General features: G+C 68.4%; 14 protein-coding genes. 7 read left to right on the top strand and 7 right to left on the bottom strand.

Annotation, left to right across the window (positions count from 1 at the left end; all coding sequences use genetic code 11):
- The first annotated feature begins 38 nt into the window (after positions 1–38).
- On the top strand, positions 39–536 hold the full coding sequence (locus tag ACK8OR_RS11755; RefSeq protein WP_410189574.1) for a L,D-transpeptidase family protein: 498 nt from the start codon (positions 39–41) through the stop codon (positions 534–536).
- 15 nt (positions 537–551) lie between these two features.
- Here ACK8OR_RS11755 and dalA read toward each other — a convergent pair whose 3' ends face one another.
- Positions 552–1,061, bottom strand: coding sequence for a divisome-associated lipoprotein DalA (gene dalA, locus ACK8OR_RS11750; RefSeq protein ID WP_298437505.1), 510 nt, complete (start codon positions 1,059–1,061; stop codon positions 552–554).
- A gap of 188 nt (positions 1,062–1,249) precedes the next feature.
- On the opposite strand from dalA, the gene ACK8OR_RS11745 reads away from it, so the two are divergent.
- From ACK8OR_RS11745 to ACK8OR_RS11735, 3 genes are all read left to right on the top strand, one after another.
- Positions 1,250–1,852 carry a L,D-transpeptidase gene (locus ACK8OR_RS11745; RefSeq protein ID WP_410189573.1) on the top strand — a complete coding sequence of 201 codons (603 nt, stop codon included), beginning with the start codon at positions 1,250–1,252 and terminating at the stop codon, positions 1,850–1,852.
- A gap of 150 nt (positions 1,853–2,002) precedes the next feature.
- Positions 2,003–2,185, top strand: a complete 183-nt coding sequence (locus ACK8OR_RS11740; protein ID WP_298437500.1) for a hypothetical protein — start codon at positions 2,003–2,005, stop codon at positions 2,183–2,185.
- A gap of 103 nt (positions 2,186–2,288) precedes the next feature.
- Complete coding sequence (locus tag ACK8OR_RS11735) at positions 2,289–3,236, top strand: pyridoxal-phosphate dependent enzyme (RefSeq protein WP_410189572.1); 948 nt, start codon at positions 2,289–2,291, stop codon at positions 3,234–3,236.
- 88 nt (positions 3,237–3,324) lie between these two features.
- On the opposite strand, the gene ACK8OR_RS11730 is transcribed toward ACK8OR_RS11735, so the two are convergent.
- The 3 genes from ACK8OR_RS11730 to ACK8OR_RS11720 all read right to left on the bottom strand — a co-directional run bounded on the left by ACK8OR_RS11730 (position 3,325) and on the right by ACK8OR_RS11720 (position 5,743).
- Positions 3,325–4,434, bottom strand: coding sequence for a site-specific DNA-methyltransferase (locus ACK8OR_RS11730; RefSeq protein ID WP_410189571.1), 1,110 nt, complete (start codon positions 4,432–4,434; stop codon positions 3,325–3,327).
- 116 nt (positions 4,435–4,550) lie between these two features.
- On the bottom strand, positions 4,551–5,168 hold the full coding sequence (locus ACK8OR_RS11725) for a ribonuclease HII (protein ID WP_410189570.1): 618 nt from the start codon (positions 5,166–5,168) through the stop codon (positions 4,551–4,553).
- A 47-nt stretch (positions 5,169–5,215) separates the two neighbouring features.
- Entirely contained in the window at positions 5,216–5,743 is a 528-nt protein-coding gene (locus ACK8OR_RS11720; RefSeq protein ID WP_410189569.1) for a hypothetical protein, read from the bottom strand.
- Positions 5,744–5,901: 158 nt separating this feature from the next.
- Between ACK8OR_RS11720 and ACK8OR_RS11715 the strand changes: the two genes are divergently transcribed.
- Genes ACK8OR_RS11715 through ACK8OR_RS11705 form a run of 3 tightly spaced genes read left to right on the top strand, consistent with a single transcriptional unit; the run spans position 5,902 to position 7,206 of the window.
- Positions 5,902–6,180 carry a hypothetical protein gene (locus ACK8OR_RS11715; RefSeq protein WP_410189568.1) on the top strand — a complete coding sequence of 93 codons (279 nt, stop codon included), beginning with the start codon at positions 5,902–5,904 and terminating at the stop codon, positions 6,178–6,180.
- A complete protein-coding gene (locus ACK8OR_RS11710) occupies positions 6,152–6,853 on the top strand; it encodes a winged helix-turn-helix domain-containing protein (protein ID WP_410189567.1) in 702 nt (233 codons plus the stop codon). The genes ACK8OR_RS11715 and ACK8OR_RS11710 overlap by 29 nt, the downstream gene beginning before the upstream one ends.
- Positions 6,854–6,870: 17 nt before the next feature.
- The gene (locus ACK8OR_RS11705) at positions 6,871–7,206 is read left to right on the top strand and encodes a hypothetical protein (protein WP_410189566.1); all 336 of its coding nucleotides are present in this window, start codon (positions 6,871–6,873) and stop codon (positions 7,204–7,206) included.
- Here the strand turns inward: ACK8OR_RS11705 and ACK8OR_RS11700 are convergent.
- Genes ACK8OR_RS11700 through ACK8OR_RS11690 form a run of 3 tightly spaced genes read right to left on the bottom strand, consistent with a single transcriptional unit; the run spans position 7,203 to position 12,965 of the window.
- Positions 7,203–10,256, bottom strand: coding sequence for an alpha-mannosidase (locus tag ACK8OR_RS11700; RefSeq protein WP_410189565.1), 3,054 nt, complete (start codon positions 10,254–10,256; stop codon positions 7,203–7,205). The genes ACK8OR_RS11705 and ACK8OR_RS11700 overlap by 4 nt on opposite strands.
- 4 nt (positions 10,257–10,260) lie before the next feature.
- Positions 10,261–12,003 carry an ABC transporter ATP-binding protein gene (locus ACK8OR_RS11695; protein WP_410189564.1) on the bottom strand — a complete coding sequence of 581 codons (1,743 nt, stop codon included), beginning with the start codon at positions 12,001–12,003 and terminating at the stop codon, positions 10,261–10,263.
- Positions 12,003–12,965 (bottom strand): ABC transporter permease, encoded by a 963-nt coding sequence (locus ACK8OR_RS11690; protein ID WP_410189563.1) that lies wholly within the window; start codon positions 12,963–12,965, stop codon positions 12,003–12,005. Before ACK8OR_RS11690 ends, ACK8OR_RS11695 begins: the two co-directional genes overlap by 1 nt.
- Positions 12,966–13,034: the final 69 nt, after the last annotated feature.

Raw genomic sequence — 13,034 nt, 5'->3', positions numbered from 1 at the left:
CGCGCCAAGAACAGTGCAACGACACGTCGCAGGCAGACATGACCGTATTTTCGCGCCGCCTGGCGCTGGCGCTGATCGCGTCGGCCCCGCTCGCGGCCTGTAGCAAGTTCATCACCTATCGCGGGCCGCAGGTCACGCGGGTCGAGGTGCAGAAGACGAACCGGAAGATGTACCTCTTCCATCACGACCAAGTGCTGGAGGCGTTCGACATCCAGTTGGGTTTCACCGCCGCGGGCCCAAAGCAGTTCGAGGGCGACGGGCGCACGCCCGAGGGGCGTTACATGATCGACCGGCGCAATCCCGACAGCTCGTTCTATCTTTCGATCGGGATCGACTATCCCAACGAGGAAGACCGGGAGTTCGCATCGAGCCGCGGCCTGAAGCCCGGCGGCGACATCTTCATCCATGGCTGGGGCGACAAGCGGCGCGGCCGGTCGAACGACTGGACCGCGGGCTGCATCGCCGTGAAGAATCGCGAGATGAAGAAGATCTACGCGATGGTGCAGAACGGCACGCCGATCGACATCTTTCCCTGAGGGGCGTTCGGCGCGTCAGGTGCCTGTCGTCAGGGTGTACCAGATCTTGCCGTTGTTTTCCTGGTAGTAGGCGAAGCCCATCTGGCGCGCGTTGGCGTCGAGGATGACGCGGCGGGGGCCGGCCTCCTGCATCCAGGCGGCGACGGTCTCCAATTCGGATTCGTAGGTCTCCGAGATGGCTTCGCCCAGAAGGCGCCCCGAATAGCCGACGCGCCGCGCGCGGTCGATCGGGCTGGAGCCGTCGGAGCCGAAATGCCACGGCCGGTTCTGGAGCGACATGTCGCGGGAATGCGTCGCGGCGGCCGCCGAGAGCTCGGAATTGAGTGCCAGCGGCGCGGCCCCGGCCCCCTGGCGCAGCGCGTTGACCGAATCGAGCACGCGGAACGGGATGCGGCGCCCGTCGGCCGAGGAGATGCGATAGAGCTTCGGCAGCGGCTTCCCGTCCGGTCCCACGCTGGGCGGCGGCGGCGCGCAGGCGGCCAAGGCGGTGCCGGAGAGCAGGATCAGGGCGGTGCGGCGATTCATGGTCGGGTTCCCGTCGGTCTTTCGCGATTTCGACGGGACTATAGCGGAGCGGATGCCAAGGCAAATGCCGCGAGAGGCGGAATGCGCGGGAATTCCCCGATTCGTGCGTGGTTTGATTTGATCGCGACCCGGCCGCGCCCTAGCCTCTGGAGCAGGATCGCCATTCCCGCGCGACCGCGCGCGACCAGATGAAGGAGAGACCGATGCGCAAGCTGAACCGCCGCGCCCTGCTGTTGACCGCGAGTGCCGCCACCGCCGGACTGGCCGCCCCGGCCCTGTCGCAGACCCTGCCGGACACGGTGCAGACCCGCAGCGCGCTCTCGGGCACGACGCGGCACAACACTGCGAGCTTTCGCTCCCATGATTGGCGGCCGTTCTTCTCGAACCTGCGCAACGGGGCGATTCTCGTCGATATCGAAAGCCGCGCCCTGCATATGTGGCAGGAGAATGGCGGATATCACCTTTATCCGTCGTCGGTTCCGTCCAGCGAGCAGCTGACCCGCCGGGGGCGGACCCGTGTCGTCCAGAAGGTGGTGGGGCCGACCTGGCGCCCGACCCCGAACATGCGCCGTCGCAACCCCGAATGGCCCGCCGTCGTCGGGCCGGGTCCGAACAATCCGCTGGGCACGCATGCGCTCTATCTGGGCTGGACCTACTACCGGATTCACGGGACCCACGACACGCGCAAGATCGGGCGGCGTTCGTCCTCCGGTTGCATCGGTCTCTACAATGAGCACATCGCCGAGGTTTTCGCGATGACGCGGGTCGGAACACAGGTGTTGCTTATTTGACGTAGCTTGCCGGGAGGACACAGGAATTCACTTTACTTCCCGTTGCATTGGCCCCGCGTAACTGTTTAACGAACTTGCACGAGGTACAGTCTTGGGTGCCATATGGTGTGGCAACTGTCGCCTCACCGATGGCGTATCTTGGAGGATACTATGAAGAAACTCGCTCTCGCCGCCGTTCTGACCGGCGCCGCCACCACCGCCTTCGCAGGCAACATCGCGCCCGCTCCGGTCGAGCCCGTTGTCATCGTCGAGGACACCTCGTCCTCGTCCGCTGGCATCGTTGTTCCGATCCTGGCGCTGATCCTGCTGGCCGCCGCCGCCGCTTCGGACTGATCCGAACGACGACGGAGCCTTTCGTAGGTTTCAAGAAAAGGGCGTCCCTCCGGGGGCGCTCTTTTTTCTTGGGCGACGGACGCGCATTCGACCATGCTGGGCTATGATCCGCCTGCTCGAACCCGATCGCGCCCTCGTCCTTCTCCGACACTGTCCGATCCACGCGGCGACGCCCCTGATGCGCCACGGCGATCTCTGGCTGAAGCTCGAATCTGAACGGATGGGCCTTGGGGCGTTCAAGGCGTTGGGCGGGGTCTATGCCGTCGCCCGCCTTCTGGGCGGCACCCCCGAGACGCTGGCCGACGGGCGGGCCGGACGGGGTCGCGCGTTCGTCTGTGCCAGCGCAGGAAACCACGGTCTGGCGGTTGCGGCGGGGGCCCGGCTGTTCGGGGCGCGCGCGCGCGTCCATCTGAGCGCGCAGGTGCCCGACCGATTCGCCCTGAGGTTGCAGGCGCGGGGCGCCGAGGTCGTGCGGTCCGGCGAGACCTACGAAGAGAGCGTCGCCGCGGACAACGCCGATGCCGAAGCGACGGGCGCGACCCATCTCGCCGACGGGTCGTGGCCCGGCTACACCGAGCCGCCGCGCCTCGTGATGGAGGGGTACACCGTGATCGCCCGCGAGATCGCGGCCGAGATGCGGGCCTGGCCCGACCGCGTCTACCTTCAGGCGGGGGTCGGGGGGATGGCGGCGGCACTGGCCGAGACGATCCGCGCCGACTGGCCGGTCCAGCCCGAGATCGTCGTGGTGGAGCCCGACCGCGCGGCCTGCCTTGCGGCCAGCGCAGCCGTGGAGAGGCCCGTCACCGTCGCGGGGGATGTCAGCATCATGGGGCGGCTCGATTGCAAGGCGCCCTCGATGCTGGCCGTCGAGATCCTGGCCCGCTGCGACGTGCGCTACGCCACGCTGACCGAGGCCGAATCCCGTGCCGCGGTCGAGCTGGCGGCGGGCATGGGCCACGGGACGACGCCGTCGGGGGCGGCGGGCCTGGCCGTCGCGCACCGCGAGGGGTTATCGGGGGCGCTCTGCCTTTTGACGGAAGCGGCGGACTAAAAAGAACCCCCATGCCACAGGGGCACGGGGGTCAAGGTGCGCCCGCCGGACATTGGACAGCGGGCGCAGGCGGTAAGTCGTCGGGGGATCAGTTCAGCGCGTCGCCCATCTCGTCCCGGATCTGCTGGCGCAGCGTGTCGATGCAGACGCGCTTGCCCTCGCGCTTGAAGTGCCAATAGGTCCAGCCGTTGCAGGAGGGCGCGTTCTCGTATGCGGCGCCGACCTGGTGGATCGATCCCTTGATGCCTTCGCCGGAAAGCGTTCCGTCGGCCCGCACCTTGGCGCGGTGGCGTCCATTGCCGGACAGAAGCTCCTCGCCCGGCCGCAGCATTCCACGCTCGACCAGGGTACCGAAGGGCACACGCGGCGCGCTTCGCTTCGAGGTCGTGGTTTCGATGGCCGCCTTCTCGTAAGGGCGGGCATCGGCGATCCGTGCCTCGGCGATGTCGCGATACTCGGCCTCGCGCTCGATCCCGATCCAGCGGCGCCCGAGCATCTTGGCCACGGCGCCCGTGGTCCCCGAACCGAAGAACGGGTCGAGCACGACGTCGCCGGGATTGGTCGTCGCCACCAGCACGCGGTGCAACAGCGCCTCGGGCTTCTGCGTCGGATGGGCTTTCTCGCCGCGCGCGTTCTTCAGGCGCTCGTGGCCGGTACAGATCGGGAAGGTCCAGTCCGAGCGCATCTGGATGCCCTCGTTCAGCGCCTTCATTGCCTCGTAGTTGAAGGTGTATTTCGACCCCTCGGCCTTCGACGCCCAGATCAGCGTCTCATGCGCGTTGGTCAGCCGCTTGCCGCGGAAATTGGGCATCGGGTTCGACTTGCGCCAGACCACGTCGTTCAGGAGCCAGTAGCCCGCATCCTGGATCGCGGCGCCGACGCGGAAGACGTTGTGATAGCTGCCGATCACCCAGATCGCGCCGTCCGGCTTCAGCACGCGGCGCGCGGCCCGCAGCCAGTCGCGGGTGAAGGCGTCATAGGCGGCGAAGCTGTCGAACTGGTCCCACGCGTCGTCCACGGCATCGACGGTCGAGTTGTCGGGCCGGTACAGGTCGCCCTTGAGCTGCAGATTGTAGGGGGGATCCGCGAAGATCAGGTCCACGCTGTCCGCCGGCAGGGCGTCCATCGCCGCCACGCAATCGCCGGACAAGATGGTATCGAGCGGAAGCGCGGACGCTTCCGGGGTGGGTCTTGCCATGTCTGTCGCCTCGTGTGGCGCCCTCGTTGATCGGGGTCGCCTTGTTGGTGTGAGGCTACGATGGCGGGCTGTGGATCATTGGTCCACAAGTGGAATGCGGCAAGATCGGGGCAGGGCTACTGACACAACATCTTGCGTATGGGCGCGAAGCTGCGCCGATGATGTTGTGTCACGCCGTGTCGGGCGAGGCCGTCCTGGTGTTGCCGCGTGCCGTATCCGGCGTTCCGCTCCCAGCCATAGCCCGGATGCTGTTGCGCCAGCGCCGCCATGCCCCGATCCCGCCTTATTTTCGCCAGAACCGAGGCCGCCGCGATGGACGGTGAGAGCCCGTCGCCGCCTATGATGAGCGTATGGGGACAATCGACCCAGCCGGGCCGGTCGTTTCCGTCGATCAGCAGGTGGTCGGGCGGCGTGCGGAGGGCCGCGACGGCGCGCGCCATGGCGAGGTGTGTGGCCGCGCGGATGTTGAGCGTGTCGATCTCGGCGACGCTCGCCTCGCCGTAGCCGATCTCGCAGCAGGCTTCGAGTTGGGGGGCGAGGGCCTCGCGGCGCCGGGCGGTCAGCTTCTTCGAATCGTCCAGCCCCTCGGGGGGCGGTCCGATCAGCCGCGCGGCGCATGCCACGACCGGACCGGCCCAGGGCCCGCGCCCGACCTCGTCGAGTCCGACGACGACGCGCGCGCCCCGGTCACGCGCGGCCTGCTCGTTGATGGATTGCGGGGACAGGATCGACACGCGGCCGACCCTGCCCCCTCTCCCGGCGTGACGTCAACGCATGCGCGTCAACGCCTTGCGGTGCGGGGAGACCAGCCGTCCCGCGCCAGGCAGCGCGGGCCGTAGATGTTGCGCGGACCCCGGTCGGTCCGCAGCTGTCGAATGCATTGCGGCGGCAGCGCGCCGGGCCGTGCGACGGCGTTCTGCATGCAGCGCGCGCCGTAGCCCGAGACGAGGCCCCGATCGGTGCGCAGCGTCACGTAGCACTGCTCGGGCAGGACGCGGACGTTGCGGCGATCGTGCCGGGGCCGGTCGCGATGGGGGTGGGCGCGGGTGTGATCGGTGCCGGTGCGATGGCTGTGGGCTCCGAGCCCGGAATGCCGGTGGCTGTAATATTCCGGCTGGTGGACGGGCGCGCGGGCGACGGGCGCGGCGCGGCGTTCGCGGTTTCGCTCGACGGCCTCCTTGAGGATGTAGAGCGCGGCAAGACCGCCCAGCACCTTGGCCACGTCCTCGGCATCGGCGCGGGCGGGAGCGGTGGTGGCGGGCAGGGCGATGGCGGCGGACAGGATCGCGGCGGTCAGAATGCGGATCATGGGCAGGGCTCCTTCGCGGTCGGGGGTTCGGGATCGGACACCCCGTCCGTCGCCCAGGTCGGCCGGGTCCCTCAATAACGGCGCGGTGTCATGGGATAGCCGCGCCCTGAATCGCCTCCGATATTGATTGCGGCGCCGCAATCCCCCATCAGGGAGGCATGAACCCTGCACTACCCCTGATCCTCACGGTCGCCCTTGCCTCTCCGGGCTGGGCGGCGTGCTATGCCGATTACAAGGCAAAGCAGGACGACCCCTTGCGCCTGCATTACGGTGTGGTCGAACTGCCGGATGACCGATGCGATATCGGCTCCGCCTCCGAGGTCATCGCCGCCCGCCTGGGCGACGGTTGGCAATTGCTCGAGGTGACGTCCGTGTTCGGCCCAGACGGGCTCGAGGAAAGGGAAGAGAGTGCCGGCGAATACTTCCTCCGTTACTGAGACGCGTGCGGCCTCGGCCAAGGTCGTCGGTCTGGGCATCGCCGCGATCGTCGTCATCCTGGCGGCGGCGGCGATCTTCCTGTTCGCGACGCTGCCCGACGGCAACGCCTTCAACATGCGCGTCGAGCGCCTGTTCGTCGAAGCCGACCTGACAACCCGCGCCGAGATCGGCCTCCTGGAGGTTCTGGCCCAATCGGGCACGGCCTTCGGCGAGGTGCTGGCCAGCTATCGGACCGTCATTTTCGTGCTGTTGGTCTTCGCGACCGCGCTTCTGATCGCGTGCGTCGTGCTGCTCCTGGCCATCGTGACGCTGAACCGCCGGATGGGCGAGATCGAGCGGTCGGGCATCCAGGTGACGTCGCTGGTGCTGGCGCGGGCCGAGAATGCGGTCATGCTCAACGATATCGAACTGAAGCTGACCGATGCGGCGATGGAGACGCTGAGCGTGCTGGCCGAGGCGCGGCTGGACGGCGACATGCTGACCGGCGCGCAGATCGAGGCGATGATCTCGGGCAAACCCGAAAGCGATTGCGAGGAGGCGGCGGGTGCCACGCGCATCAAGCGGCTGCGCGACGCGCTGGGCAACCAGATCGTGACCCACCTCTTGATTCGGAACATCACGCGGCAGGGTTATGTGCTGGCGCTCGATCCGAAGGTGATCCGCATGATGTGAGGGCTATCTGCCCTGTCATGCCGAACTATCCCGAGACCCCGGACGGCCGCTATTTCGTGGCCAAGGCGCGCCTCTGGCGCAAGACCGATCCGTCCCTGCCCGAGGACGTGCGGCAGACGGCCGTGCGCGACCTGATGGCGGCGCGCCGCGCAGTCCGCGATGCCGACGGGCCCGATGCGAAGCGGGCCGCGCGAGCGCGGGTGCAGGATGCCAAAGTCCGGCTGGGCGAGCGGGGGCCGGTCTGGTGGGCGGATGGCGCGCCAGACGTTACCCGGCGTGCGCCCTGGAACACCGCGTATGCGGAGTGGTGGGACAGCCTCGACGCCGATGCGCAGGCGCGGGGGACGGGCTAGAACCGAAGCCGCAGGGTTGCGATCTCGAACGGTCCGAGGGGCAGATCAATGACGGCGCCCGATGGCAACGGCCTGCCCGTGGGCGTTTCATGCAGATCGGTCGGCTGGATGGATCGCGCGGGGCGATCGAGCGTGATCCGCGCCTCCGTCTCGTGCCCCAGCCGTTCGAAGAGGCGCAGCGTCCAGCCATCGCCGTCGAAGGCGGGCTTCAGGGTTTCCACGATCACCCCCGGCGTGTCGGAGCGGATCGCGACGCCCGGCGGCGCCGTGCCACCCGCGGGAACGACCCGGAGCGGCGTGTTCAGATCGTAGGCCGCGTGGTCGAGCAGGTCCTGCCGGTCGGCGGCAAACGGCATCAGCGCGTAGGTGAAGCGATGCGCCCCTTGGTCTGCTTGCGGATCGGGCGACGTCGCCGACTTGATCAGCGTCAGCCGCATGGTCGAGCCCTGGGTGTCGTGCCCGTACTTGCAGTCGTTCAGGAGGGCGACGGCCTGCGACCCGTCGGACAGCTGCGCCCATTTCTGGGCCGGCACCTCGAACCGGGCGGCGTCGAAGGCGGACACGCGGGAGGTTGCGCGGGCGATCGTGCCCCATTGGATGTCGTAGAGCGCGGTATCCGCCTCGAGCGCGACGGGGAAGGCCGCCTTCAGGAGGATGTGGCGCTCGTGCCAATCGACCTGCGTGTCGAAATCGATCCGCGCCGATCCGGCGGTGACGCGGATCGTCTGGATGATGGTGCTGTCGCGCCAGCGATGGGCAATGCGGAGGGCGACGCGTACCGGCCCGACCTCGACGATCTCGCAGCTGGCGGGGGCGGCGATCGTCTCGCAGCGGTCTTCGTAATGCGGGTCGATGTCCCAGGCGTCCCAGCAGATCGGGCGATCCTCGAAGGCCAGAAGGCGGTTCGCGGGCATGTCCGTCAGGATTTCGCGGCCGGTTGCGCGGTCGATGACGGAGAGGAGCTGCCCGGTCTCGGCGACGGTGACCTCGACATGGGCGTTGGCGAGGATGTGGGTCGCGCCGTCCCGCGCGATCGCGGCGGACGCGCCTGACGCGGCGGTCTCCGGCGGGGCCGTGACGGAATAGGCGGGCAGATCGGGCAGCAGCCGGAGCGTGCCGCCCTCGACCGCCTGACCCGTCTCGCCGACGGGGAGGAGGGCCACGCGCGGCCCAGTGGTCGGGCAGGTATTGAGAACATGCGGCACGGCGCCCGCCAGTCGCGCGGCGGCATCCGCGGCCGCGGTTTCGGTCATCTCGGACAGGCGGGCGTAGTCGCGACGGGCATCGTCGAACACGGCGCCGATGGAGGTGCCCGTGAGGATGTCGTGAAACTGGTTGAGGCAGAGGAGGCGCCACGCCTCGGTCAGATCGGGCGCGAGACCGGCCATCGCCGACAGCGCCTCGGCCTCGTGCAGGGCGCGCTCGGCGAAGCGGTTGGCCCGCTTGATCCAGGCCTGCGAGGTGAAGGTGCCGCGATGACCTTCCATGTAATGCTCGCCGCGCCAGACCGGAAGGTCGGGCGTGTCGGCCAGCGCGCCCAGCGCGTCGCGCACGGTCGACATGCGCAGCCGCGGCATGCCCGGCATTCCGCCCATGATGCGGGCCTTCTCCAGCAGCGTTTCGGTCGGGCCGCCGCCGCCGTCGCCGTAACCGTAGCAGATCGGCAAGCCGGTCGTGGCCGGACCCTGGGCGTGGGTGACGGTGCCGAGTACCTCGGCTGCGCTGAGGTCGGATTTGTAGTTCGTCGGGAAGGGCAGGTACTGGACCGGGCGCGGCGTCGTCAGGATGTGGGCCAGCACCCGGCTGCCATCGATCCCCTCCCAGTGATGGGTCGAGAACGGGACGCGGTTAATCTGGTTCCAGTTGAGCTTGTTGGTGACGAACCAGTCGAGCCCCGCCTGCCGCATCAACTGCGGGATCTGTCCCGGAAAGCCGAACGTGTCGGGCAGCCAGAGCACGGGCGTCTCCACGTCGCCGAACATCTCGGCGAACCACGCGCGGCCAAGGGTGAGTTGGCGTACCAGCGCTTCGGGGCCGGGCAGGTTCAGGTCGGGCTCGACCCACATGCCGCCCATCACCTCCCAGCGGCCCTCGGCGACGCGGGCGCGGATCGCGTCGAACATCTCGGGATAGTCCTGCCGCGTCATCTCGTAGAGGGCGGGCTGGGAATGCGAGAAGCGGTAATCCGGGTCCGCCTCCATCAGGCGCAGGACATTCGAATAGGTCCGCGCGTTCTTCAGACGGATCTGATCGACGGTCCAGAGATAGGCGATGTCCATATGCGCGTGGCCGATGCCGTGCAGCACCTCGTCGCGGGGCGGACCGGCGGCGGCGATCCCGGCTTTGAGGCAGCGCATGGCTTCCGGGACCGAGGCGTAGAACCGTGCGCCCATCGGGTCGCGGGTGTCGAGCACGAGGAACGCGGCGTCGAGCGCATCCAGCAGGCCCCGCGCGGTGGCGTCGTCGCGGGGCAGGGTGGTCGCCACGTCGAGCGCCGTCTCGGCCAGCCGGTGGAAGTCGAGCGTGGCGGGGCAGCGCTGCACCAGCGCGGGCGTGCCCATCATCAGCTTGGCGCGGGCCTCGGGGTCCGGCGGCCATCCGGCCAGCCCCGTCCAGCCGTGGAGCGAGACGACATGGGGCGCGCCATCGGCCAGCCCGCCCTCCAGCGGGACGGTGTGGTGATAGCGGTCGGCGGACCCGATGGGCGTCCTGTCGATATGCAGCAGCGCCTCGGGGTGGTTGAAGATGTCGCCCGAGAGCCCCAGCGGCAGATGCAGCGCGAGGTGTTCCGGCGCCCAGTCCGGCGGGACGGTGAAGGACGTCTTCAGCACAAAGTCGAGATCGGCCCCGCCCCAATAGGTGCCCGGCTCGATCTCGGGCCAGCCGGTCGGGTCGGCGCAGATCGGCGCGTTGATCATCGGTCCGGCCAGCGGCATCAGGCGCAGCGACGGCAGCGCGAGATGCCGACGATGGATCATCGGTTCGATCAGCTTGAGCCGGGTCGCGATCTTCTCGCGGGTGAAGCGCCAGGCGTGGTGACGTTCGGGCATGGGGTCAGGCGGGTGACAGGTCGAATCCGGGCACGGTCCCGCGATGGACCGCGGCGGTGCGCGCCGCCTCGGCTTCGTCCGCCGACGGATCCCATCCGATGCCGCCGCCGCCCCAGGCGCGGTCGAGATCGGGCCAGGGGATCGAGTCGATCAGAAGCCGCGTATAGGGGTGCTGCGGGTCGCCGATCACCTGCCGGGGCGGTCCCGCCTCGACCACGTGCCCCTTGAAGAGGACCATGACGTAATCGCTGACGTGATAGGCCGTCGCCAGATCGTGGGTGATGTAGAGGATCGAGATGCCGTGCTTGTCCTTCAGGTCGTAGATATTCGACAGGATCGAAGCGCGGAGCGAGGCATCGACCATCGAGACGGGCTCGTCCGCGATCAGGAGCTTGGGGCTGAGCATCAGGGCGCGGGCGACGATCAGACGCTGGCGCTGACCACCCGAAAGCTGGTGCGGATAGCGCGGCAGGACGAGGTCGGGGTCAAGGCCGACCGCCCCGCAGGCGTCCTCCATGGCCTGCCTCGTATGCGCCTCGGACTTGGCCAGGCCGAAGCGCTTGAACGGGAAGCGCAGCGCGTGGCTGACGCGGTAGAACGGATTGAAGCAGGCATAGGGGTCCTGGAACACCGCCTGGACGTTCTTGCGGAACCCGAGGCGCTCGGCGGCGCCCATGCCGTAGACGTCGCGCCCCTCGAAGAGGACGCGCCCGTCCGAGGGCGGATTGAAGCCCAGCATGATCGACCCCATCGTCGACTTGCCGGAGCCGGACTGGCCCACGATCGAGATGATCTGCGGCGTGTCGCCCTCGAGCGCGAAGGACATCGGCTGCAGCGCCGTGACCGCGCCGTAGCGCTTGGAGACATCCTCGAAGCGCAGGAGCGGTTCGGGACTGTCGCGGCGGGGCGCGGGGGCGCCGCGCTCGGGGTTGAGGAAGCTCTCGCCGCCGACCAGCGGCACCGAGGAGATGAGGTCCTGCGTGTAGGGATGCTTCGGGGCCTCGATGATCTGGCGGACGGTGCCGTGCTCGACCAGTTCGCCGTCCTTCAGCACCGCAAGCTCGTCGACCGATTGCGCCATCAGCCCCATGTCGTGCCCGATCAAGATCAGACCCGATCCGATCTGCGCCTGGATGGCATTCAGCGTCTGCATCACCTGCCGCTGGGTGACGACATCGAGCGCCGAGGTCGGTTCGTCCGCGATGATGAGGTCCGGGTTGAGAATGATCCCGAGCGCGATGCAGACCCGCTGCTTCATGCCGCCCGAGAGTTCGTGCGGGTAGAGTCGCCCGGTATGGGCGGGCAGGCCCACGGAGGTCAGCGCCGCGTCCGAGCGGGCCCTGAGATCGGCGCGCGGGATGTTTCCCTCATGCGCGATGATGGCGTCCCACATCTGCGGCTCGACCCGCATCACGGGATTCAGCGAATTCATCGCGCCCTGCGGGATATAGGCGATCCGGTCGAGCCGCGTGCGGCGCATCTCTTCTTCGGAGAGTGACAGGATGTCCGTGCCCGCAAGGTCGATCGTGCCGGACGACACGCGCCCCGGCTCGGCCAGCATCTGCATCACGGCAAGCGCGGTCGTGGTCTTGCCCGACCCACTTTCGCCGATGAAGCCGACGCGGCGGCCCTTGTGGATCGTCAGGTCGAGCGCCTTGACCGCCTGGACGATGCCCTTGGGTGTCGGGAATTCGATCGAGAGGTCGCGCAGGATCAGGACCGGTTTGTCGAGGGTCGCGTCATCCATCAGCTCAGCTTCCTCAGGCGGGGGTTCGAGACCTCGTCGAGGCCGAGATTGATCAGGAGGAGGCCGATGAAGATCACCGCCAGCAGGATCGTGGGGATGCCCCACCACCACCAGAGATTCTGGATCAGCGCGCCCGCGTTGATCGCCTCGTAGATGGTGCGCCCGAGCGTCGGGATGCGCTGGGGACCGAGGCCCAGCACCTCGAGGCCGACGGCCGTCACGATCGAGGTGGTGACGCTCGCGATGAACGACCCGAAGAGATAGGGCACGAGATTGGGCAGCATCTCGCGGAACATGATATGCGGCGTCGAGGCGCCCGAGAGCTGCGCCATCTGGACGTAGCCCGACTGCTTCATCGACAGGACCTGCGCGCGGATCAGGCGGGTCGGCGACTGCCAGACGAAGCCCGCGATCAGCAGCGCCATCATCGTCAGGCTGACATCGCCGTAGGAGGTCTGGAACACCACGAGGATCAGGAGGGGCGGGATGGTGATCATCACGTCGGCCAGGACCCGGATCGTGTCGTCGACGCGGCCGCCGATGAAGCCCGCCGAGAAGCCCAGCATAATACCCGCGCTCATGCCGATGAGGCTGGCGAGGAGGCCGACGAAGAGCGTGTTCGGCGCGCCGACGACGATCATCGCCAGCATGTCGCGCCCGGCGCCGTCGGTGCCCAGGGGATAGGCGCCGACACCCGGCTGGCCGCGCAGGTTCTCGAACCCGACGGGCGGCAGCTTGAGCGGGGCGGAGCCGGTGAAGACAAGGTCGAGATCCCAGAGCAGCCGTCCGATCAGGCCCAGCGCCACGATCCCCAGTAGCAGGACCGCGCCCCAGATCAGCTTGGGGTTCAGCCACGGGTTGTCGAACCGCCGGATGCGCCGCGCCTGCCGTTTCTCGGCGCGGGTGAGCGGCAGGTGACTCTCGGCCTGTGCGGTGTCGTCGTCGGTGGAGTAGCTGGTCATGGCTGGCCTCCGGAGGATGGGTTCGGCGTATCGGGGGTGGGGGACATTCGGCGCGGTCGCTCTGCGCCC

The organism is Jannaschia halovivens (assembly GCF_046452375.1).
Classification (GTDB): domain Bacteria; phylum Pseudomonadota; class Alphaproteobacteria; order Rhodobacterales; family Rhodobacteraceae; genus Jannaschia; species Jannaschia halovivens.
This window is presented reverse-complemented; position numbering and strand designations above follow the sequence as displayed.

Excerpts from the sequence above, each read along its gene's own strand:
- ACK8OR_RS11720 (WP_410189569.1), bottom strand. The coding sequence starts at position 5,743 with ATGATCCGCATTCTGACCGCCGCGATCCTGTCCGCCGCCATCGCCCTG.
- ACK8OR_RS11695 (WP_410189564.1), bottom strand. The coding sequence starts at position 12,003 with ATGGATGACGCGACCCTCGACAAACCGGTCCTGATCCTGCGCGACCTC.
- ACK8OR_RS11730 (WP_410189571.1), bottom strand. The coding sequence starts at position 4,434 with ATGGCAAGACCCACCCCGGAAGCGTCCGCGCTTCCGCTCGATACCATC.
- dalA (WP_298437505.1), bottom strand. The coding sequence starts at position 1,061 with ATGAATCGCCGCACCGCCCTGATCCTGCTCTCCGGCACCGCCTTGGCC.
- ACK8OR_RS11690 (WP_410189563.1), bottom strand. The coding sequence starts at position 12,965 with ATGACCAGCTACTCCACCGACGACGACACCGCACAGGCCGAGAGTCAC.
- ACK8OR_RS11755 (WP_410189574.1), top strand. The coding sequence starts at position 39 with ATGACCGTATTTTCGCGCCGCCTGGCGCTGGCGCTGATCGCGTCGGCC.
- ACK8OR_RS11740 (WP_298437500.1), top strand. The coding sequence starts at position 2,003 with ATGAAGAAACTCGCTCTCGCCGCCGTTCTGACCGGCGCCGCCACCACC.
- ACK8OR_RS11715 (WP_410189568.1), top strand. The coding sequence starts at position 5,902 with ATGAACCCTGCACTACCCCTGATCCTCACGGTCGCCCTTGCCTCTCCG.
- ACK8OR_RS11700 (WP_410189565.1), bottom strand. The coding sequence starts at position 10,256 with ATGCCCGAACGTCACCACGCCTGGCGCTTCACCCGCGAGAAGATCGCG.
- ACK8OR_RS11745 (WP_410189573.1), top strand. The coding sequence starts at position 1,250 with ATGAAGGAGAGACCGATGCGCAAGCTGAACCGCCGCGCCCTGCTGTTG.
- ACK8OR_RS11735 (WP_410189572.1), top strand. The coding sequence starts at position 2,289 with ATGATCCGCCTGCTCGAACCCGATCGCGCCCTCGTCCTTCTCCGACAC.
- ACK8OR_RS11705 (WP_410189566.1), top strand. The coding sequence starts at position 6,871 with ATGCCGAACTATCCCGAGACCCCGGACGGCCGCTATTTCGTGGCCAAG.